The organism is Mixta calida, from assembly GCF_002953215.1.
Lineage (GTDB): Bacteria > Pseudomonadota > Gammaproteobacteria > Enterobacterales > Enterobacteriaceae > Mixta > Mixta calida.
The window spans coordinates 252,364-271,696 of sequence record NZ_CP026378.1 but is presented as its reverse complement, the minus strand read 5'-3'; the positions used below and the strand labels follow the sequence as shown (position 1 = coordinate 271,696).

Here is a 19,333-nt window from a genome sequence, read left to right as displayed (position 1 = left end):
TCTGCGGCGTAAAAGCGCATGCTAAAACTTTCTATGCGGAGGCGAAGATGACAAAAAAACTGGTGATTTTTCTGCACGGCGTCGGCAGCAACGGCGACGATTTGGCCGGGCTTGGCCCGCACTGGGCCCCCCTGTTGCCCGCCACCGCCTTCGCCGCGCCCGACGCGCCCTTTCGCTTCGATCACGGCCCCGGCTACCAGTGGTTCAGCCTTGACGGCATTACGCCGCAGAACCGTGCCGAACGCGTGATCGCCGCCCGCTCCGCCTTTGACAAAACGCTGCACGGTCTGCTGAGCGCGCATCAGGTCACCGAACCGGAAAACGTGCTGCTGGTGGGTTTTTCTCAGGGATCGAGTATGGCGCTGGACGCGTTGGCTTCCGGGCGCTGGCCGCTGGCGGGCGTGGTGGCTTTTTCCGGCCGACTGGCAACGCCCGAACCACTGATGCCGGTGCGCCACGCGCCGGTGCTGCTGGTGCACGGCAGGGTCGACGCGGTGATCCCTTGGGAAGAGAGCGAATCCGCCTCGCTGCGGCTGAAGGCGGCAGGCGTGCCGGTAGAGACACAGTATGAAGCGGGCATCGGCCACACGATTTCCGGCGCAGGCGCGCAGCGGGCAGTGGCCTTTATCGCCCGCTGCTTCGGCGTCGGCAGCCGACTGTAATCCGGCGGTTCGCTCCCGTCCGCGCAGATAATCTCCTTCAGCGCTTACCGCTGTCGCCAGCGGTTTTCTGAATGCGACGGATGAGGCTCGCTCGCCGCGCTCACGACATCGGCCGCTATGACCAACAACGGCTTAGCGCGGCAAACGCCTGCTGTGCCGCGCGCGTCGGCAGCTGCTGTTGCAGCTGATCGTTAAACACTTCTATGCCGACCGGCCCACGGTAGCCCTTGCGCTTCAGCGCGGCGACATATTCCGCCACCGGCAGATTGCCGTCGCCGGGCAACAGCCGACGATGGCGCGCCGTATCCACCAGATGCGCCATATCGCCCGGCGTCACCGCCTCGGCCATATCGCACAGCTGCACTTCATAAATCCGCTCTGCCGGAATGCTCTCCAGCACGCTGGCGTCGTCGCCGCGCGCGGCGATATGAAACAGATCTACCACCAGCCCGACGTTAGGCAAATCGAGCCGCTCCAGTCGTCGCCAGGTCGGCTCCAGCCGGTTATCGACGCGGCTCCAGGCCATCGGCTCATACATAATCCGCAGGCCGTGGCGCGCCGCTTCAGCGGAGAGCCAGCGTAAATCCTCGTCGATCAGCGCCGCCTGGCAGTCGTCGCGCGTACAGGCGGGCGCCTGCACCGTATCGCAGCCAATCGCCTGCGCCAGCCGGAAAAATCGCTGCGCCTCCTGACGTTTTTCAGCGCGCAGCGTCAGCGGCGCGCCGGCGAAATCGCGCAGCACCTGGCAGTTGGTAAAGCCCATGCCAAGCTGTTGCGCCCGTTCACGCACCGCCGTCGCGCCGCCATCCGCCGATTCGATACTTTCCTGCCAGATCTCCACCTCATCGAAACCGGCCTCTTTCGCCGCCTGCAGCTGCGTCTGCGCGTCGCCGGAAAGCAGCACCAGGTTAAGAAATGTACGGTTAGTCGTCATAGTCCCTCCTTGTTAGCGGGAAAACCGGCGCGCCCGCAGACGCGCCGCCCTGTTTAACTGTAGAAGGCGATCGCTGCGCTGACCTAACCCAGCAGGTTAACCAGCATAAAACCGGCGAAGGTCATCAGCAGCGACCCAATGACATGAGTCAGCACATGCCCCATCGCCCAGAGGTATTTGCCGCTCTGCATCAGCGTCATGATTTCAACGGAAAAGGTAGAGAAGGTGGTCAGGCCGCCGCACAGCCCGGTCACGATCAGCAACTTCCACTCCGGCGACAGCTGCGGATTTTTCATAAACCAGGCGGTGGCCATCCCGATAATCAGCCCGCCCAGCAGGTTTACCAGCAGCGTGCCGGGCGGCAGGCTGGGAAACAGGGCGTTAAAGCGTAAAGAGATTAACCAGCGCAGCGTACAGCCCGCCGCGCCTCCCAGCATTACCGCCAGCATCGATTTCAACATCGCCGTTAAGGTCCAGAAAGTAAAAGGAATGATTCACAGGGTATGTCGCATAGAGGAAGAGGTCGACGTCCTGACATGCGGCACACCTTCCCGTTAAGAAAGCGTCGCGTCAGGCGTCATCAGCGCTCTGAAGAGCCGCGGTCAGGAAAGGTGGCACGCCATCACCTTGATGCCGCTGATTTTAGCCGCGCCGGGCGCGTCAGACAATAGCGCCAGGCCAGCAGGCGTTGCGCGTCTCTCCTTAGCCGCCGTTCCAGGTAAAGATCGTTGAGTCGCTGCTTTTTGTTATGATATAACATTTCGCCTTTAGTCTTCTGGGAAATGGATATGTCCGATAAGCTCGTTCAACGCCTGCAGGCCATCGATGCGCTGCGTGGCCTGGTGATCCTGCTGATGCTGCTGGATCACGTACGCGAAACCTTTTTTTTGCATAAACAGCTGTCCGATCCGATCGATGTCGCGCACACCGATCCGGCGCTGTTTATCAGCCGCACGCTGGCGCACCTGTGCGCGCCGGTATTCGTTTTTCTGACGGGCCTTTCCGCCGCGCTCTATCAGCAGAAAAAGCAGAGCCGCGAAGCGGTTTCGCTGTTTTTGCTGAAGCGCGGCGTGGTGCTGATCGCGCTGGAGCTGACGCTGGTTAACTTCGCCTGGACCTTTAGCTTCCCGCCTGAAGTCCTCTATTTGCAGGTGATCTGGGCTATCGGCCTGAGCATGCTGGCGCTGAGCGCGCTGCTGTGGCTGCCGCTGTGGGCGATCGCCGCGGTCGGCGTGCTGCTGGTGGCGGGACATAACCTGCTCGACGGCATTCACGCCGCGCCAGGCTCGCCGTGGCATCTGCCGTGGGCGATTCTGCACGATCGCGGCTGGATTGAGATCGGCGATACGCTGCGGATGCGCACCTCTTATCCGTTGCTGCCGTGGGTCGGGGTAATCGCGCTGGGCTACTGCGCCGGACAGCTCTGGCAACCTGGCTGGCGCAGCGCGCAGCGAGGCCGGGCGCTGTTCGCCGCCGCTGCGGGTCTGCTCGGCCTGTTTGCGGCGCTGCGTCTGATCAATGGCTACGGCGAAAAACCCTTGCAGGCGGGCACGACGCTGGGCGAAAGCGCGATGGCGTTTTTCAATATCACCAAATATCCGCCTTCGCTGCTGTTTCTCTGCCTGACGCTGGGCGTGGGGCTGACCTTATTGGCGCTGTTTGAACGCGTGGAAGAGAAGAGCCGCTTTATCGGCTGGCTGGCGGTGTTCGGCAGCGCGCCGATGTTTTTCTATCTGCTGCATCTCTACGTGTTGAAGGCGCTCTACCTGTTGGCCGAAGCGCGCTGGGGGAAAAACCAGGGCGACTGGTTCGGCTTCGACGCCGTCTGGCAGCTGTGGCTCTGCATGCTGGCGCTGGCGTTGCTGCTCTGGTGGCCGGTGCGCCGCTTCAGCCGCCTGAAACAGCAGCGGCGCGATATCCGCTGGCTGAAATACTTTTAACCCGCACGGCGGCGGCCTGCGCCGCCGTTTTTTCAACTGCGGCTCATACTACCAACAGCTTGCCGGTAGCGTGCTTGCGCTTATAAACCGCCATGGTTAACAGCAGCGGCACCACAATTGCGACAATCATCGCGGTGCCGAAGATCGACCAGTACGCGGTTTTGATCGACAGGATCGCCGGCAGGCCGCCGACGCCAATGCCGTTCGCCATTACCCCGGCCAGCCCGCAAATCAATCCAGCGCAGGCGGATCCGATCATCCCGCACAGCATGGGGAAGCGATATTTCATATTAATGCCGTACATCGCCGGTTCCGTTACGCCAAGATAGGCGGAGACGGCGGCAGGCACCGAGATTTCGCGCTCGTTGGTTTTCTTGCTCATAAAAATAATGCCCAGCACCGCGGAGCCCTGCGCCATATTGGAGAGCGCGATAACCGGCCAGACCGGCGTGCCGCCGAGGTTCTGGATCAGCTGCAAATCCACCGCCAGCGTAGTCTGATGCACGCCGGTAATGACCAGCGGCGCATAGAGGAAGCCAAACAGCGCCGCGCCTACCGGCGCGAACGGCCCGGTCATCAGGTGACTAACGCCCCATGCGATGCCGTTGCCGACGATGCGGCCAAACGGCCCGATAATGGTGTGCGCCAGAAACACCGCCACCAGCAGCGATACTACCGGCACCACTACCAGCGTCAGATAGTTTGGTACGATACGCTTCAGCTTCAGCTCTATCCACGCCAGCGTCAGGCCCGCCAGAATCGACGGGATCACCTGCGACTGGTAGCCGACCTTATCAATCGCGAACCAGCCGAAATCCCATGCTTCCGGCGTCTGCTGCCCAAGCAGATAGGCGTTCATCAGCTGCGGCGAAACCAGCGTAATGCCCAACACAATGCCGAGAATCGGCGTGCCGCCCATTTTTTTCACCACCGACCAGCAGATGCCCACCGGAATATAGAAAAAGATTGCTTCGCCGATCAGCCATAAAAAGTCATAAATGCTTTTCCAGGCCGTCGACGCCTCGGTAAGCGGCGCGTTGTTATACAGCGGCAGATCGCCGATGAGATTACGAAAACCCAACACCAGACCGCCGCTGATTAACGCGGGCAGCAGGGGAAAGAAGATTTCAGCGAAATGGGAAATCAGGCTCTCGTGCCATTTCATATTTTGCCGCGCCACGCGCTTGGCGCTCTCTTTATCTGTTCCGCTTAGCTGGGTCTGCTTCAACAGCAGCTGATACCAGTCATCCACGTCAGTGCCGATCACTACCTGAAACTGCCCGGCGTTGGTAAAGCAACCCTTTACCATCGGCAGCTTTTCTATTTCGGCCGGCTTCGCTTTCGCCGGTTCGTTAAGCACGAATCGCAGGCGCGTAATACAGTGAGAGACGGTGGCGATATTGCCCTTCCCGCCGACCAAATCGATTAGTTTATCAATATCCTGTGGATTGCTTTTAATTGCCATTTTTAACCTTCCCGACGGTATTGAGTGCGAAATGCAAATCAGATAGCGCTGTACGAGCGGTGATAATGAAATTCAGCAAACCTGGCTGACATTAGCGGCTTAACTATTTCCCTGATAGCCGCGAGGCGCCAATTATTGAGAGCAATCACAAAATAGTTGCTGATATTTTGTTCGCATATCGCTAAAGGCAGCCGCCATGTTTTATAACTCATTAATTCAAAAAGGAATTGAAGCGGCAGGTAAGGATTGGGCGTTGAATAAACCTGTGGGGGCGGACAAGGGGGCCGGTTTTATATGCTTTGCTAATTAATCATGGCTCTGAATCAAAGGTCCGCTTGCCGCCGTTCGCCTAATCGTCGATGCTGCAGGCGACAACCTAAACCGGGGGAGAAAACAGGTGCGCGACATTATTCTGGATACCGATATCGGCGTGGACGACGCTTTCGCGCTCGCCTATGCCGCCCGCACGCAACGGCTGCTGGGCATAACGACCGTATTCGGCAACGTGACGGTGGATCAGGCGGTGAAAAACGCCCGCCTGTTTTGTCAGAAAATGGCGATCGACGCGCCGATTTATCGCGGCTGTTCGCGCCCGCTTGCGCTTGCGCCGACCGCGCCCGCCGCGCAGGTTCACGGCGCCGACGGGCTGGGCGGCGTGTTCGCTAACCCTTTTAGCGGCGAAGCGGAGAACGCCGTCGAGTTTATTATTCGCAGCGTTAACGCGCGCCCCGGCGAAATTACGCTGGTGGCGATCGGTCCGTTGACCAATATCGCCAGCGCCCTTAACCAGGCGCCGGAGATCGTCTCGAAGGTAAAAGAGCTGGTGATCATGGGCGGCGCCTTTGGCACCGACGGGCATGCGGGCAACGTCACGCCCTTCAGCGAATTCAATATCTGGAAAGATCCGCACGCGGCGGATCAGGTGCTCAGTTCGGCGCTGCCGATCGTGCTGGTGCCGCTGGATGTGACGCATCAGGTGCTGGTCGGCGGCGAGGCGATACGCGCGTTGCAGCAGCCGGTGCTGGAGGCCATTTCACGCAGCTATCTCGATTACAGCCTGCAAAAAGAGCGTTTCGACGGTATGGCGCTGCACGATACCTTAACGATCAGCTGGCTGGTAAATCCCGACTGGTTTCACTGCGTGGAGGCGCCGATCCGCGTCGTCACCGACGGCATTGCCAGCGGACAAACCCAGCGGCAGCTAACGCAGCTTGCCTCACGCCATAACGCTTTCGCCGACTGTACGCCGCAGCGCATCTGTCTCGGCGTTGATGCCGAAGCGGTGAAACGTCACTTTTTACAGGCGCTGAGCCAGCAAAATCAGGAAGAACAGAGATGAAAATGGCGGAAGGATCAGGCGCCGCGCATGACGACGCCTGAACAAAAACTACTGCGCGCGCGGCAGGCCGTTAACCGGTTCAAAAGCATGGCTGTGCCGCCGCAGCCATCGGACAGAGCGGAATACGGCTCCGCCATTGCGCAGCAGCAGCCACGCGGCTTTTCCTTTCTTCAACACGATGAAAGTCCCCAGATGAGGAAGTTCACGGGATCGTAACCATGTCGTATGCATCAGTCATCTCCTCCGTAGTAGTGGAATCAGTGTTGCCCTCTAATTAAAGATCAAAATAAACGAAGCGGAAGTTTCTGAATGCTAATTTTTATTGTTTGCCTGGCCTGCCGATCCAGGAACAATCCTGGCATCCATTCCTGATAACCGTCTCTGTTCTATTTGCGCAGGTGAACAAGCTCAGCGGCAACAGTTATTATCGGCCTCATTCATAAAATATAACATTTTCATTTAACCGTTACGTAACGCGGACTTAAGTTATTTTTACTCACCATAAGAAAAACTTTTAGCTGCCGTTTCCTTGCAATCCCACTGCTACCCGCTAGATTTAAAAGCGTTGGATGCGCATATATTTGTCTCCCCACTGATAAATATATGCATTCTGTTAACTCACACGAGGAGAAATAATATGACTCAGCATCGTGGTGGTTCAGGTAACTTCGCGGAAGATCGTCAAAAAGCGTCTGAAGCAGGTAAAAAAGGCGGCCAGCAGAGCGGCGGCAACTTCAAAAATGACCGTGAAAAAGCCTCTGAAGCAGGCAAAAAAGGCGGTCAGAACAGCCGTCGCAGCTAATCTTTAAGCGGGCAGCCGCCTGACAGGATTAGTGAAGCCCGTAGTGCGTTCTCGCACTACGGGCTATTTTTATTTGTGTTTTTCTATTCCACGAGCGCGCTGACTAATAAAAGTGACTTTTCGGTAAGCGTCCTTATTTAAAACAAGCGTAGCGGTAAAAGCAGGATGAGTCTTAATCTTACCTTTTTGCCGTTGCAGTTGTTTACTCCTGGCTATACTGAAATTAACAGGGCGCGTTACCCTGAAATATTTAATTAATGAATTAGCCTTTGGTTATGGAGAAAATTATGAGTATTAAAACGCTGGAAGACCTGTTTATTCACGATCTCTCTGACGTATATAGCGCTGAGAAACAAATTAGCCGTGCGCTACCGAAAATGGCGCGTGCCGCCAGCGATGAAAAACTTATCGAAGCGTTCAAAACTCATCTCGAAGAAACCCGAGGTCAAATCGAGCGCCTTGACCAGCTGGTTGAAGCGACCCCGGAAGTACGTATCAAACGTATGAAGTGCCACGCGATGGAAGGTCTGGTGGAAGAAGCGCAGGAACTGATTGATTCCGTTGAAAAAGGCGTGGTGCTTGATGCCGGTCTGATCGGCGCGGCGCAGAAAGTTGAGCATTACGAAATCGCTACCTACGGCACGCTGCGCGCAATGGCCATCAAGCTGGGCTACAAAGAAGCGGCTCGCCTGCTGGAAGAAACGTTGAACGAAGAAAAAGCGACCGATGAGAAACTGACGATGATCGCTGAACAAACGCAGTAAGATTTTTACGCCAGGCCCGACGGCCTGGCTTTTTTTTGCCCTGCGCCGACACCCGCGAAAACCTCTGCCGCCTCGCAAGCGATTTCCTTTTACCGTTCCCTTCTCTCTGCATCAGAGCATTGCCGGCCGGCTCCGTTTCGCCATAGCTAACCCTTTCTGTTTGCCTGTCGCACAACGCCTCCCTGCGTCGTGAATAAACGGCTAATTATGCTGTAAGCATTCCACATGAAACTTATCGCCATAGCGCTGCACGGCGGCCAGGAACGACTCGACGGTGAGCGGATCCGGCGGCGGCAACAGCGGCGCGCGCTGCTGTAGCTCACGGTCGAAGCGCGACAGCGTAGCGAAATCGCGTGGAAATTTTTCCGTATCGACGCCGACAAACGCGCCTTCATCGGTAGCGTAGTTTAACAGCTGCTGCCAGCGGTCAATGGACGCCATGCCGATGCTTTCCGTACCGTGTGAAAACAGCATCAGATCGATATTGCGGAACGGCGGCTGCCTGTCCAGGTAGCGCTGTAGCGAACTGGCGGACGGCTCGGTGCAGAAGCTTAGCCAGAAAGGTATGGCGTGCTGCTGCATGGTGGTCCAGGGGTCCATCAGCAGAAAATTGTCCACCACCAGCCGCGAAGCGATAATCCCGGCCGACATATACCAGTCGCGGTAAATCTCGGCGGCGACGAAGCTCAGCGCCTCCGGGTTTTCGTAGCGCAGCTCTACCAGCTTCCAGCCCTGGCTATTCGCCAGTTTTTTCAGCTCCGCCATCAGATGCGCGTCAAAGCCCCACTCCGCTTCCGGCACCGTGACGTCCGGCGCGGGCGGCTGCCATTTTTCCCGGTCGCTGCCGTAGCGCGCCAGATGCTCCATTACCCGCGGCCCGCCTTCAAAATATTCCTGCTCGGTGGCGCCGCCTAACGAGCCAAACTGATAAAACGAGCGATCGCTGGTGCGCGTCGCGGGCCACTGCTGGGTACAGTGGTTAATGACCAACGTGCCGCCTGGCGGCAGCGCGCTGAGTAAAAACTCATTATATTCCAGCGGCAGTTTGCGGTGCTTCAGGCGGAAATAGGACATCTGCTCCAGCATCAGCCGATCCTGATTCGGGTCCTGCATCTGATGCACCGCGATGTGCGGCGAAGTGGCCAGTAGCGCATCAACAATCGGCTTGCCTTCGGTAAACCCCTGCTGCGCGTCATCGGGATCGTTATGGGAAGATCGTACTGGACAAAGGAACGTCTGCGGCAGCCAGGGCACGCCCATCGCCGCCGCCAGATGCACCATCGCGCCGTTAGAGGAGCCGACAAAGGCCGCCTGGTACTGCTGTTGTGGATACTGTCCGGCGACCCAGCGCGCGATGCCTTCGATATCCAGCTGCTGCGCCTGCGTAAGCGTGATGCCCTCAGACATGCCGCCGACCGCGTAACCCCATTCGCGCAGCCGCTCAGGCAGCAGGTTCAGCGCGGGCAAAACGCGATCGAGACCCGGCGACTGGCTGGGGCTGCTAAAGGGACGTTGATGCAGCGCGTTGCTCAGCGCCGTCACCATCGCTGCCGATGAGTCGAAGCGGGCGATACCGCGTGGGGGTTTACTCATGATGTTCATACTCCTTCTGCACGCGGGCAATAAAGGGACGAATCGCGCGGCTGTAGCTCCAGGGATAGACGTAATGCAGCGTGTGGGTGCCCTTTGGCAGCGTTATCAGCTCGCCGCGCGGCAACAGCGCCACCATCTCCTCCACCCAGCGCGCTGGCGACACCACATCATACGAGCCGCGCACCACCAGTACCGGCGCTTTGATATGGGGCAAACGTTGTTCAATACGGTCGCGCAGCATGGCGCGCAGCGTGCCGACCATGCGCCATACGCCCGCTTTGGCGAAATCGACGCGGCAGAGCGCGGCAGCCGAACGGTGCGATTCGCGGCGGCCGTTGCGCCAGTCACGCCAGACCTGATGCAGCAGCGAGCGGGAACGGCGATCGACGGTCGGCCCCTGTAAAACCAGCCCCGCCACCGCTTCGGGATGGGCTACCGCCAGCGCGGCCAACACCTGACAGCCAAAGGCGTTGCCGACGAAAATCGCCCGCGACAGCTGGTTCTGCTGCATCCACATCCACAGCGCCTCCGCCAGCCGGTCGACATCCAATACCGGCTGCGAGGCGGGAAACGCGCTGCCGCCAAAGCCGGGCAGATCGGGCACCAGCACGCGATATTCCCATCCGAGCGCCAGGGCTAAATCTTCCATCGCGCGCCCGGAAAGCGCGAGACCATGCAGCAGCACCACCGGCAGACCAGGGCGTGTCTCCGGCGTGGTGCGGGTAAACATGCGCCACGGTCCGACCTGCTGATAGTAGCCTGCCAGGCCCGCCTGATGGCTGTGAATGCCGACCGGCGGAGTTTGCTGCCACTTGCGCCACTTTCTGACAAGCAGGGCGGTACCGGCTATGGCGGTGGCCATACCGAGAAGCACTGCGCGGTTATCTGGCCCGCGCCGCCGGGGTGTTCTCTTCATCAGCTGCCCTCAGAGTAAGGATACCCGCTAAGTTTAGGCGCTAAATGGCGCTTCGCCTTATCCGCCGTCCCGCCTGTGGGACGCAGAGCATGAAAGTGTGCGATGGCTATCAACAATCGGCATTTAGGAGAAAAAGAGAGTGACACAGGCGGGCTGCGGCGCTGACATCACGGCTGGAAAAGAGGGGTTATCGCAGTAAGAAGGATTTGATAACCATCGGTCCGATCCCTGGCCGCGGTTATCGAGGGGTTTCTGTGCGGCGGCGCCGTTAGTTCAGCGCGCCTGGCGGTACATGCTTAAAGGTTTCAACGTAAGCACGAAACACATACCGAAAGAACTTTTTCATAGCGTGGACCTGAATAACTTTTGTTGAAAAAATCAACGAAATTATAACGGCTGCCCTTTTGGCCGGCAACGTTTTTTTGAAGCAGATCACATAATGGACCACGATTATGCAAATGTTATCTTAAACAAAAGTTAAACGAGAGGACCGCTTTTTCACCTTTTCGCGGTTTTACAGATGCCATATGATTGATTATTCAAGAATATTCTTCTACATGCGGGATTGAGCATCCCGTTGAGTCTGTGCATAAAACAGCGTTTGGGATGAATAACCCAATGGCGGAAGCGCTTAGCGGCGCTAATCGTTGAACCCGCGCGCTAATTCCCGGACAATAACGCTCTGGTTTTTCTTACTCTTTTAACCGCCATGAAATCCACTTTTGAAAACTGGCTTGCGCCGATGAGCATTCTGCTGCTGGGCTTTCTCTCCGCGCTGCTGCTGCCTGCGCCCGCTTTAGGCCCGGAGCTGGCGGCACGTCTGATGTCGCTGTTTCACTTCAGCGATCTCAACCAGCTTTACACCATTGTGCTCTGCCTGTGGTTCCTGCTGCTGGGCACCATTGAGTTTTTTGTGCTGCGTTTTCTCTGGCGTCGCTTCGGCCAGGTTTAACTCGCCTTTTCCGGCCCGCGTCCTGCCCCCCGCTGCGCGTTATTGCAGCGGTCCTGCGCTGATTTCTCACGACTTTATCAGACTGTGCCAGGCTTATTATCTGATATGGCGTTTTTTGCCTGCCCGAAAGGACAATCATTAAGGAGAAGCTATGGCTAAAAAATTCACTATCGCCGCCCTGATCGCCCTGTTTACCCTGCCTGCGTTCGCTGATGACGCTGGCGGCTATAAAGGCGGCGAGACGCCGCCGCGCACGCAGGACAGCGGCTATAAAGGCACGGAAGACACCACTTCGCCCTCCATCAGCGAGGTGAAAACCATGCGCGACGGCGCCTGGGTGACGCTGGAAGGCTATATCGTGAAGCAAAAAGGCGAACAGAGCTATCAGCTGCGCGGTCGCAACAATGAAACCATTGACCTGGTGATCCCGAAAAAAGTGTTTGATGGCAAAACCTATGACGCTGAGGATCAGGTGCGGATGAACGGCCGTCTGCGTCACGACGGCGCACGTCGCTGGGTCGACGTCGAACAGTTGGGCGCGCCATAAGTCCGCCGCTGCCTTAATGAAATAACAGGAGGCCGTTATGCATAAATTTCTGACGCTATGCCTGGCGGCCCTGATCGCCGCCCCTGCGCTGGCCGCCGATGGCGGTTTTAATCCAGACGGCAAAGCGCCGCCGCCGGAAGATCAGAAAGATGGCTACCGCGCTGTCACTGACAACCAGAAGCTGACGGCAGCGAATAAGCTGGCGCAGCTTTCGACCGGCACCTGGGTAACGCTGCAAGGCAATATCCTGCGCCAGAGCGGCAGTAAAACCTGGGTGTTGCGCGACGCGTCCGGCACCGCACAGCTGCAAATTGACGATGCGGTCTGGCAGGGCCAGGAAGTGAAGCCGGACGATTTAATCACCGTTAACGGCACCGTGCTGCGCCATGGCAAAAACGTGCTGGTTCATGTGAAAAAGCTCAATCTGATGTAAATTCCCGCCGTTTCGCCCGTTCCCTTGCTGCATGAAGTAAGGGAACGCTTACCTACACGTCCTCTCCCGCTGCGCTTTACATTCTTCTTTAACATTCCGCGCGCTGAAACTGTGAAGCTAATCGCTTCAGCCTGCTCAAAACTTAACCACATTTTAAATTTTAAACAAATTATTCAATTTTATTGCGAGAATGTTATATTTCTCCCGGTACGTATAACGTGCAGTTAACCTGCACTTTTAGTGTGGTTAAACCAGGAAGATTTCGGACATTTATGGAAAGAGGATAATCCGCCGAACAGAAGACGGTCTCTTTCACCTGCAATTACCGTTGATTCATCAACGGACGGAGATGTCGCCTCATGCGTAAATCAGCATTACTTCTGACGCGGTGTATGAATGCTTTAGGTCTCAGCAAACATGCAGCGACAGGAGGGGAAAAGGACGTCGATGTACTGCTCATCGGCGGAGGGATCATGAGTGCCACGCTGGGCACTTATCTTCAGGAGCTGGAGCCAGGCTGGTCTATCGAGATGGTAGAACGGCAGGATAAAGTGGCGGAAGAGAGTTCAAACGGCTGGAACAACGCCGGTACTGGTCACTCCGCGCTGGCAGAAATGAATTACACGCCGGAAAAGAATGGCGCCGTCGACATCGCGAAAGCGATCGAGATTAACGAAGCCTTCCAGATTTCCCGCCAGTTCTGGGCCTCCCTGGTTCAGAAAGGCACCTTGCATACCCCACGCAGTTTTATCAACACCACCCCGCACATGAGCTTCGTCTGGGGCGACGACAACGTTAATTTCCTGCGCAAACGCTATGCGGCGCTGCAAAAAAGCACCCTGTTCCGCGGCATGGAATATTCAGAAGATCGCGCGCAGATTGCTAAATGGGCGCCGGCGATGATGCAGGGCCGCGATCCGCAGCAGAAGGTCGCCGCGACGCGCATTACTATCGGCACCGACGTCAATTTCGGCGAAATCACGCGCCAGCTGGTGACTTCACTGGCTAAAAACCCAAACTTTCGTCTGCGCACCCGCCATGAAGTGCGTGATATTCAGCGCAACGCCAACGGCAGCTGGAAAGTGACCATCGCCGACCTGGCGAACGGCGGCGCGTTAAGCGCGGTCAATGCCAACTATCTGTTTATCGGCGCGGGCGGCGCGGCGCTGCCGCTGCTGCAAAAGACCGGCATCCCTGAAGCGAAAGCGTATGCCGGTTTCCCGGTGGGCGGCTCCTTCCTCGTCAGCGAAAACCCGGAGGTGGTGAAACGCCATCTGGCGAAAGTGTACGGCAAAGCCTCGGTCGGCGCGCCGCCGATGTCAGTGCCGCACCTGGATACGCGCGTGCTGGACGGCAAGCAGGTGCTGCTGTTTGGCCCGTTCGCCACTTTCTCCACCAAATTCCTGAAGCATGGCTCGCTGCTGGATATGTTCGGCTCGATTACCGCCAGCAACCTGCTGCCGATGGTGCGCGTCGGCCTGGATAACTTCAACCTGGTGAAATACCTGGTGAGCCAGCTAATGCTGACCGACGACGACCGTCATGCGGCGTTGCAGGACTATTTCCCGGAAGCGAAGAAAGAGGACTGGCGTCTGGTGCAGGCGGGACAGCGCGTGCAGATCATCAAAAAGGATGCCGAAAAAGGCGGCGTGCTGCGCCTCGGCACCGAAGTCATCGCCTCGCAGGACGGCACCGTCTCCGCGCTGCTGGGCGCGTCGCCGGGCGCCTCCACCGCCGCGCCGATTATGCTGAACCTGCTGCAAAAGGTATTTAAAGATAAATTCGCCACGCCGGAATGGCAGACGAAGATAAAAGAGCTGGTGCCCTCTTACGGCCAGAAGCTCAACGGCAATATCAGCGCCACCGAGCATGAGCTGGCGGAAACCAGCCGCATTTTGCAGCTCGACTATACGCCGATGACGCCAGCGGCAGCCAACGACGAACCGACGCAGACTGCCGACGTCGTCGGCAAGTAAATCCGCATCGGACAGAAAACAGGCGGCGCTATGCCGCCTTTTTTACGTCTGGCGCAGCGGCGCTGTTGCCGCCCGTCGCGCCACCCGTTACAGATAACCCAGCAGACAAAACCAGCCGTAGTAGAGCGGAAACAGCAGCAGCAGGCTGATAAGCGCCACCGAGAGGCAGAGCCGCAGGCCGTCGCGCGCCGGCACGTTGCCGAGCGCCATCGCCAGCACCACCGGCGACGCCTGGTAAGGCAGCAGCGGCGTGGCGTAGGCCAATACCTGCAACATAATCACGCTAGCCAGCGGAAAGCCGGAGGCGTCGGCGAAGCTCTGCGCCATCGGCGTAAACATCGCCGGTACGCCGTTGGCGGTGACGACAAAATTCAGCAGCCCGGTAATGGCGCTGAGCGAGAGGAAGTTAGCAAAAGGCGTTGCGGGATCAAGCGGCGTCACGCGCAGTAAGCCGCGCGCGATCAGATCGCCGAGGCCGGAATCGACCACCACCGCCGTGACGCCGAGAATGGCGGCGACATAGAGGCAGGTGCGGAAATTCACGCCGCTGGCGAACGCCTCGCTGGAGACGAACCCCACGCGCGGCAGCAGGCAGAAGCAGGCGGCGCATAGCCCGACCCACGCGGGCGACACGCCGTGCAGGCTGTCGGTCATCCACAGCAGCAGCGTAACCAGCAGCAATGCCATCAGCCGCCGCTCCTCGCGGCTGATGGGCGTCGTGGCGTCAGCGCGGATGACCGCCGCAGGCCGCGCCGGAAACAGGCGGCAGATACAGAGCGTCAGCAGCGCCCCTTTCAGCAGTCCCACCACCGGCGCCTGTAAAAACAGCCACGGCAGATAGCCGGGATGCATGCCGTAAGCGGTCTCCGCCGCACCGGTCAGTACCAGGTTCGGCACATTGGCGGGCAGTATGCTGGCGGAGAGCTGAAAGGTGCCGAAGCCGACCGCCAGCGCCAGGCCAATCCAGCCCCGGCTCCCCTCTTTGATCCCCGCCCGTTTCGCCAGCGCGCCCACTACCGGCATCAGCAGCGCGATGCGCCCCATATTGGAAGGCATCACAAACGCCAGCATGTAGCTGATGACGATCACGCCGCCGACCATGCGCGGCCAGCTGCCGCTGAGATGCGGCGCCAGCCTGTACGCCAGCCGGTCGGCCAACCCGACTTTACGGATCGCGACGCCGAGAATAAAACCGCTCAGCACCAGCCAGAAGGCGGATGAGGCGAAACCGCCGAACACGCTGGCGGCAGGCGCGATATGCAGCAGCATCGCCGCAGCGAAAAACAGCAGCGCAGTAATGAATTCCGGCAGGCGCGCGCTGGCCCACAGCAGAATCGTCGCTGCGACGACCAGCGTCGTCAGCCAGAGATGGGGATCGGACGTGAACAACGGATAGCTCCTTGCCAGCGCAGCCGAAAAAAGCCTGATTTTTGGCTGATTAAGATTTCTTCTATTAGGGTTAAAGAGTATTGAATTTCATCACGGTCTGGTAAAGCGCTCCATGTCCGTATTTGTGATTGCAGTCACCGGAGGAAAAGCATGACCCATGCACAGCCGCAACCCGGCGCCGAAGAAGAACTGACATTGCTCGATCGCTACTGGCGCGCCGCCAACTATCTGTCGGTCGGCCAGATTTACTTAATGGATAATCCCCTGCTGCGCGAACCGTTACAACCCGAACATATTAAACCGCGCCTGCTGGGCCACTGGGGCACCACGCCCGGTCTGAACTTTATCTATGCTCACCTGAACCGCATTATCCGCCACCGCGACCTCAATATGATCTATATCTGCGGTCCGGGGCATGGCGGCCCCGGCATGGTGGCCAACACCTGGCTGGAGGGCAGCTACAGCGAGATCTACCCGGACATCAGCGAAGACGCCACCGGGATGCAGCGGCTGTTCAGGCAGTTCTCTTTCCCCGGCGGCATTCCCAGCCACGCCGCGCCGGAAACGCCCGGATCGATTAACGAAGGCGGCGAACTGGGCTACTCGCTTTCGCACGCGTTCGGCGCGGTGTTTGATTACCCCGATCTGATCGCCGCCTGCGTCATCGGCGACGGCGAGGCGGAAACCGGCCCGCTCTCTTCCAGCTGGCACGGCACCAAGTTCCTGAACGCCGCGCGCGACGGCGCGGTACTGCCGATCCTGCACCTCAACGGCTATAAAATCGCCAACCCGACGCTGCTGGGACGCAGCAGCGACGAGGATCTGCATCAGCTGTTCAGCGGCTACGGCTATGAGCCGCTGTTCGTTTGCGGCGACGAGCCGGAAAAAATGCACCGCCTGATGGCCGACACGCTGGACCGCGCCTTCGACAAGATCCGCGATTATCAACAGCGCGCCCGTCGCGGCGAGACGTCGGACGTCATCCCGCGCTGGCCGATGATTATTCTGCGCAGCCCGAAAGGCTGGACCGGTCCAAAAACCGTCGACGGCAAAAAAGTCGAGGATTTCTGGCGCGCGCATCAGGTGCCGGTCGCCTCCTGTCGCGAAGATGACGGCCACCGTCAGATTCTGGAACAGTGGATGCGCAGCTATCAACCGGAGACGTTGTTCGACGAGCAGGGCCGACTGCGACCGGAGCTGCGCGCGCTGGCGCCGCAGGGTGAGAAGCGGATGGGCGCTTCGCCCTATGCCAACGGCGGACGCCTGCGCCGCGAGCTGGATACGCCCGACATCCGCGAGTTCGCCGTGAATGTCACGACGCCCGGTGAAAAACAGGTGCAGTCCACCGAGGTGCTGGGCCAGTATCTGCGCGCCATCTTTGAACGCAATAAAGACAATTTCCGCCTGTTTGGGCCGGATGAAACGGCCTCCAACCGGCTCAGCAAAGTGTTCGACGTTACCAGCCGCACCTGGATGGAAGAGGTGCGCCCGTATGACGAACAGCTGGCCTCTGACGGACGGGTGATGGAGATTCTCAGCGAGCACCAGTGTCAGGGTTGGCTGGAAGGCTACCTGCTAACCGGTCGTCACGGCCTGTTTAACTGCTATGAAGCTTTTATTCATATCGTCGATTCGATGTTCAACCAGCACGCCAAATGGCTCAAGGTGACGCGCAAGCTGCCGTGGCGCAAGCCGGTCTCTTCGTTGAACTATCTGCTCTCCTCCCACGTCTGGCGCCAGGACCATAATGGCTACAGCCATCAGGACCCCGGCTTTATCGATCACGTCGCTAACAAAAAAGCGGATATCGTACGCATCTATCTGCCGCCTGACGCCAATACCCTGCTGTGGGTGGGCGATCACTGCCTGAAAACCTGGGATCGCATTAACGTGATTATCGCTGGCAAGCAGCCGGAGCCGCAGTGGTTGACGATGGATCAGGCGATTAAACACTGCGAGGCGGGCATGGGCGTCTGGCCGTGGGCGGGCACTGAAAAGCCGGGCGAGGAGCCGGATGTGGTGATGGTCTGTGCGGGCGACGTGCCGACGATGGAGACGCTGGCGGCGGTCGATCTGCTGCGCGAATACCTGCCGGAACTGCGCGTGCGCGTGGTCAACGTGGTGGATCTGATGGCGCTGCAAACCAAAGATCAGCATCCGCACGGCATGGAGGATGCGGCGTTCGATCAGCTGTTCACCGTCGACAAGCCGGTGGTGTTCGCTTTCCATGGTTATCCCAGCCTGATTCACCGTCTGACCTATCAGCGCAACAACCATCGCAACTTCCACGTACACGGTTTTATGGAAGAAGGCACGACTACTACACCGTTCGATATGACGGTGATGAACGAGCTGGATCGTTACCATCTGGCGCAGGATGCGATTCAGCGCGTGGCGTCGCTAACGGACAAAGCGGACGCGATTCTCGACGCGCTGGAGGAGAAAATCGCCGAGCATCATCGCTACGTGCGTGAATATGGCGAAGATGTGCCGGAAGTGCGCAACTGGAAATGGCCTTCGCAGCAGGGCAGCGGCGGTGCGCCGGAGTAACCTGGCGTCACCGTTATAAAAGGGTGACAGAAACCGATAAGCAAAGCGTCCCGCGCTATGGACGGCGCGGGCCGAGCCGGCAGGGATGCCGTTTTGCGTCCTGCCGAACAGGTTATGTCGCCCGACGCGCACCCTCACCTTCAGAAGGGCGACATGAACCGGCGAGCAAAGCGTCCCGCGCCATGGACGGCGCGGGCCGAGCCGGCAGGGATGCCGTTTTTGCGTCTTTGCGAACGGGTCATGTCGCCCGACGCGCACCCTCACCTTCAGAAGGGCGACATGAACCGGCGAGCAAAGCGTCCCGCGCTATGGACGGCGCGGGCCGAGCCGGCAGGGATGCCGTTTTTGCGTCTTTGCGAACGGGTCATGTCGCCCGACGCGCACCTTATCAACCTCCGCCCCATGCTTCATACAGCATCCAGAGTGCGGTCAGCGCCAGCGACGCCGCCATCACGCCGTTGAACAACCGCCGCTTCCAGTCGATATCAAGCAACAGGCGCATCCGCTCCCCCAGCATCGCCCAGAGCAAAATACAGGGCAAATTCAGCAGCGCGTACCCCGCCAGCACTGTCATTACGCCATTATCCGCAATATAGAGCAGCGCCACATTGCTGACCATCAGCCAGGCTTTGGGATTGACCGCCTGAAACAGCGCGCCGCCCAGCGTCGACATGGGCCGCTGACGCGCGGCGAGCGTCGGCGCCGATGCACGCCAGATTTTCCATGACAGCCAGAGCAGCCAGCCGCAGCCCAGCAGCGTCAGCGGCAGGCGCATCTGCGTCATCCAGCCCAGCAGCAGCTCAAGCGCCATCGCCATCAGCAGCAGCTGGATCAAACAGCCGAGCAGAATGCCGCCCACCATCGGCAGCGTACGGCGCAGGCCAAAATTGACGCCTGAGGTCGCCAGCAGCAGATTATTGGGCCCCGGCGTTATTGACATCACGGTGACATAGCTGAAAAAAGAAGGATCAATCATGGCAAGCTCCGGCCTGAAAACAGAAGCTTTATGTTATGCAGCGGTCAGTAATGGTAACAGAGACAACAAAACAGTATTGTCAGGGGTACAGATTT

Annotated in this window: 18 protein-coding genes; 11 read left to right on the top strand and 7 right to left on the bottom strand. The window is 58.6% G+C overall.

Going from position 1 to position 19,333, the window contains the following annotated elements; genetic code table 11:
- Positions 1 to 47 precede the first annotated feature (47 nt).
- Positions 48 to 662 carry an alpha/beta hydrolase gene (locus C2E16_RS01215; protein ID WP_084970406.1) on the top strand — a complete coding sequence of 205 codons (615 nt, stop codon included), beginning with the start codon at positions 48 to 50 and terminating at the stop codon, positions 660 to 662.
- A 115-nt stretch (positions 663 to 777) separates the two neighbouring features.
- Here the strand turns inward: C2E16_RS01215 and C2E16_RS01210 are convergent, their stop codons facing one another.
- Both C2E16_RS01210 and crcB read right to left on the bottom strand, forming a co-directional pair.
- Positions 778 to 1,596, bottom strand: a complete 819-nt coding sequence (locus tag C2E16_RS01210; protein ID WP_084970405.1) for a sugar phosphate isomerase/epimerase family protein — start codon at positions 1,594 to 1,596, stop codon at positions 778 to 780.
- 83 nt (positions 1,597 to 1,679) lie between these two features.
- Positions 1,680 to 2,057, bottom strand: coding sequence for a fluoride efflux transporter CrcB (gene crcB, locus C2E16_RS01205; RefSeq protein WP_038629522.1), 378 nt, complete (start codon positions 2,055 to 2,057; stop codon positions 1,680 to 1,682).
- 327 nt (positions 2,058 to 2,384) lie between these two features.
- Between crcB and C2E16_RS01200 the strand changes: the two genes are divergently transcribed.
- Complete coding sequence (locus tag C2E16_RS01200) at positions 2,385 to 3,536, top strand: DUF1624 domain-containing protein (RefSeq protein WP_104951396.1); 1,152 nt, start codon at positions 2,385 to 2,387, stop codon at positions 3,534 to 3,536.
- A gap of 43 nt (positions 3,537 to 3,579) precedes the next feature.
- On the opposite strand, the gene treB is transcribed toward C2E16_RS01200, so the two are convergent.
- Positions 3,580 to 5,001 (bottom strand): PTS trehalose transporter subunit IIBC, encoded by a 1,422-nt coding sequence (treB, locus tag C2E16_RS01195; RefSeq protein ID WP_084970404.1) that lies wholly within the window; start codon positions 4,999 to 5,001, stop codon positions 3,580 to 3,582.
- Between the two features lie 397 nt (positions 5,002 to 5,398).
- Here treB and C2E16_RS01190 point away from each other — a divergent pair, with 397 nt between their 5' ends.
- From C2E16_RS01190 to C2E16_RS01175, 4 genes are all read left to right on the top strand, one after another.
- The gene (locus C2E16_RS01190) at positions 5,399 to 6,340 is read left to right on the top strand and encodes a nucleoside hydrolase (RefSeq protein ID WP_038629518.1); all 942 of its coding nucleotides are present in this window, start codon (positions 5,399 to 5,401) and stop codon (positions 6,338 to 6,340) included.
- Between the two features lie 27 nt (positions 6,341 to 6,367).
- On the top strand, positions 6,368 to 6,556 hold the full coding sequence (locus C2E16_RS20705) for a hypothetical protein (RefSeq protein ID WP_038629517.1): 189 nt from the start codon (positions 6,368 to 6,370) through the stop codon (positions 6,554 to 6,556).
- Between the two features lie 421 nt (positions 6,557 to 6,977).
- The gene (locus C2E16_RS01180; protein ID WP_038629516.1) at positions 6,978 to 7,142 is read left to right on the top strand and encodes a con-10 family general stress protein; all 165 of its coding nucleotides are present in this window, start codon (positions 6,978 to 6,980) and stop codon (positions 7,140 to 7,142) included.
- A gap of 287 nt (positions 7,143 to 7,429) precedes the next feature.
- Complete coding sequence (locus C2E16_RS01175) at positions 7,430 to 7,906, top strand: YciE/YciF ferroxidase family protein (RefSeq protein WP_038629513.1); 477 nt, start codon at positions 7,430 to 7,432, stop codon at positions 7,904 to 7,906.
- 201 nt (positions 7,907 to 8,107) lie between these two features.
- Here the strand turns inward: C2E16_RS01175 and C2E16_RS01170 are convergent, their stop codons facing one another.
- The gene (locus tag C2E16_RS01170) at positions 8,108 to 9,499 is read right to left on the bottom strand and encodes a hypothetical protein (protein WP_038629511.1); all 1,392 of its coding nucleotides are present in this window, start codon (positions 9,497 to 9,499) and stop codon (positions 8,108 to 8,110) included.
- Positions 9,492 to 10,361: an alpha/beta fold hydrolase gene (locus tag C2E16_RS01165; protein ID WP_257152249.1), complete on the bottom strand. Its 870-nt coding sequence runs from the start codon at positions 10,359 to 10,361 to the stop codon at positions 9,492 to 9,494. Before C2E16_RS01165 ends, C2E16_RS01170 begins: the two co-directional genes overlap by 8 nt.
- 763 nt (positions 10,362 to 11,124) lie before the next feature.
- Here C2E16_RS01165 and C2E16_RS01160 point away from each other — a divergent pair.
- The 4 genes from C2E16_RS01160 (at position 11,125) to mqo (ending at position 14,323) form a co-directional block, all read left to right on the top strand.
- The gene (locus C2E16_RS01160; RefSeq protein WP_038629507.1) at positions 11,125 to 11,367 is read left to right on the top strand and encodes a DUF1158 family protein; all 243 of its coding nucleotides are present in this window, start codon (positions 11,125 to 11,127) and stop codon (positions 11,365 to 11,367) included.
- 151 nt (positions 11,368 to 11,518) lie between these two features.
- Complete coding sequence (locus C2E16_RS01155; RefSeq protein ID WP_038629506.1) at positions 11,519 to 11,914, top strand: YgiW/YdeI family stress tolerance OB fold protein; 396 nt, start codon at positions 11,519 to 11,521, stop codon at positions 11,912 to 11,914.
- Positions 11,915 to 11,951: 37 nt separating this feature from the next.
- Positions 11,952 to 12,347 carry a YgiW/YdeI family stress tolerance OB fold protein gene (locus C2E16_RS01150; RefSeq protein ID WP_052133986.1) on the top strand — a complete coding sequence of 132 codons (396 nt, stop codon included), beginning with the start codon at positions 11,952 to 11,954 and terminating at the stop codon, positions 12,345 to 12,347.
- Between the two features lie 392 nt (positions 12,348 to 12,739).
- Positions 12,740 to 14,323: a malate dehydrogenase (quinone) gene (mqo, locus tag C2E16_RS01145; protein ID WP_052133985.1), complete on the top strand. Its 1,584-nt coding sequence runs from the start codon at positions 12,740 to 12,742 to the stop codon at positions 14,321 to 14,323.
- Between the two features lie 87 nt (positions 14,324 to 14,410).
- Here mqo and C2E16_RS01140 read toward each other — a convergent pair whose 3' ends face one another.
- Positions 14,411 to 15,712, bottom strand: a complete 1,302-nt coding sequence (locus C2E16_RS01140; protein ID WP_052133984.1) for an SLC13 family permease — start codon at positions 15,710 to 15,712, stop codon at positions 14,411 to 14,413.
- Positions 15,713 to 15,862: 150 nt separating this feature from the next.
- Between C2E16_RS01140 and C2E16_RS01135 the strand changes: the two genes are divergently transcribed.
- Positions 15,863 to 18,262 (top strand): phosphoketolase family protein, encoded by a 2,400-nt coding sequence (locus tag C2E16_RS01135; protein ID WP_038629502.1) that lies wholly within the window; start codon positions 15,863 to 15,865, stop codon positions 18,260 to 18,262.
- A 388-nt stretch (positions 18,263 to 18,650) separates the two neighbouring features.
- Here the strand turns inward: C2E16_RS01135 and C2E16_RS01130 are convergent, their stop codons facing one another.
- Complete coding sequence (locus C2E16_RS01130) at positions 18,651 to 19,238, bottom strand: LysE family translocator (RefSeq protein WP_084970402.1); 588 nt, start codon at positions 19,236 to 19,238, stop codon at positions 18,651 to 18,653.
- Positions 19,239 to 19,333 lie beyond the last annotated feature (95 nt).

Excerpts from the sequence above, each read along its gene's own strand:
- C2E16_RS01215 (WP_084970406.1), top strand. The coding sequence starts at position 48 with ATGACAAAAAAACTGGTGATTTTTCTGCACGGCGTCGGCAGCAACGGC.
- C2E16_RS01210 (WP_084970405.1), bottom strand. The coding sequence starts at position 1,596 with ATGACGACTAACCGTACATTTCTTAACCTGGTGCTGCTTTCCGGCGAC.
- crcB (WP_038629522.1), bottom strand. The coding sequence starts at position 2,057 with ATGTTGAAATCGATGCTGGCGGTAATGCTGGGAGGCGCGGCGGGCTGT.
- C2E16_RS01200 (WP_104951396.1), top strand. The coding sequence starts at position 2,385 with ATGTCCGATAAGCTCGTTCAACGCCTGCAGGCCATCGATGCGCTGCGT.
- treB (WP_084970404.1), bottom strand. The coding sequence starts at position 5,001 with ATGGCAATTAAAAGCAATCCACAGGATATTGATAAACTAATCGATTTG.
- C2E16_RS20705 (WP_038629517.1), top strand. The coding sequence starts at position 6,368 with ATGACGACGCCTGAACAAAAACTACTGCGCGCGCGGCAGGCCGTTAAC.
- C2E16_RS01180 (WP_038629516.1), top strand. The coding sequence starts at position 6,978 with ATGACTCAGCATCGTGGTGGTTCAGGTAACTTCGCGGAAGATCGTCAA.
- C2E16_RS01175 (WP_038629513.1), top strand. The coding sequence starts at position 7,430 with ATGAGTATTAAAACGCTGGAAGACCTGTTTATTCACGATCTCTCTGAC.
- C2E16_RS01170 (WP_038629511.1), bottom strand. The coding sequence starts at position 9,499 with ATGAGTAAACCCCCACGCGGTATCGCCCGCTTCGACTCATCGGCAGCG.
- C2E16_RS01165 (WP_257152249.1), bottom strand. The coding sequence starts at position 10,361 with ATGGCCACCGCCATAGCCGGTACCGCCCTGCTTGTCAGAAAGTGGCGC.
- C2E16_RS01160 (WP_038629507.1), top strand. The coding sequence starts at position 11,125 with ATGAAATCCACTTTTGAAAACTGGCTTGCGCCGATGAGCATTCTGCTG.
- C2E16_RS01155 (WP_038629506.1), top strand. The coding sequence starts at position 11,519 with ATGGCTAAAAAATTCACTATCGCCGCCCTGATCGCCCTGTTTACCCTG.
- C2E16_RS01150 (WP_052133986.1), top strand. The coding sequence starts at position 11,952 with ATGCATAAATTTCTGACGCTATGCCTGGCGGCCCTGATCGCCGCCCCT.
- mqo (WP_052133985.1), top strand. The coding sequence starts at position 12,740 with ATGAATGCTTTAGGTCTCAGCAAACATGCAGCGACAGGAGGGGAAAAG.
- C2E16_RS01135 (WP_038629502.1), top strand. The coding sequence starts at position 15,863 with ATGACCCATGCACAGCCGCAACCCGGCGCCGAAGAAGAACTGACATTG.
- C2E16_RS01130 (WP_084970402.1), bottom strand. The coding sequence starts at position 19,238 with ATGATTGATCCTTCTTTTTTCAGCTATGTCACCGTGATGTCAATAACG.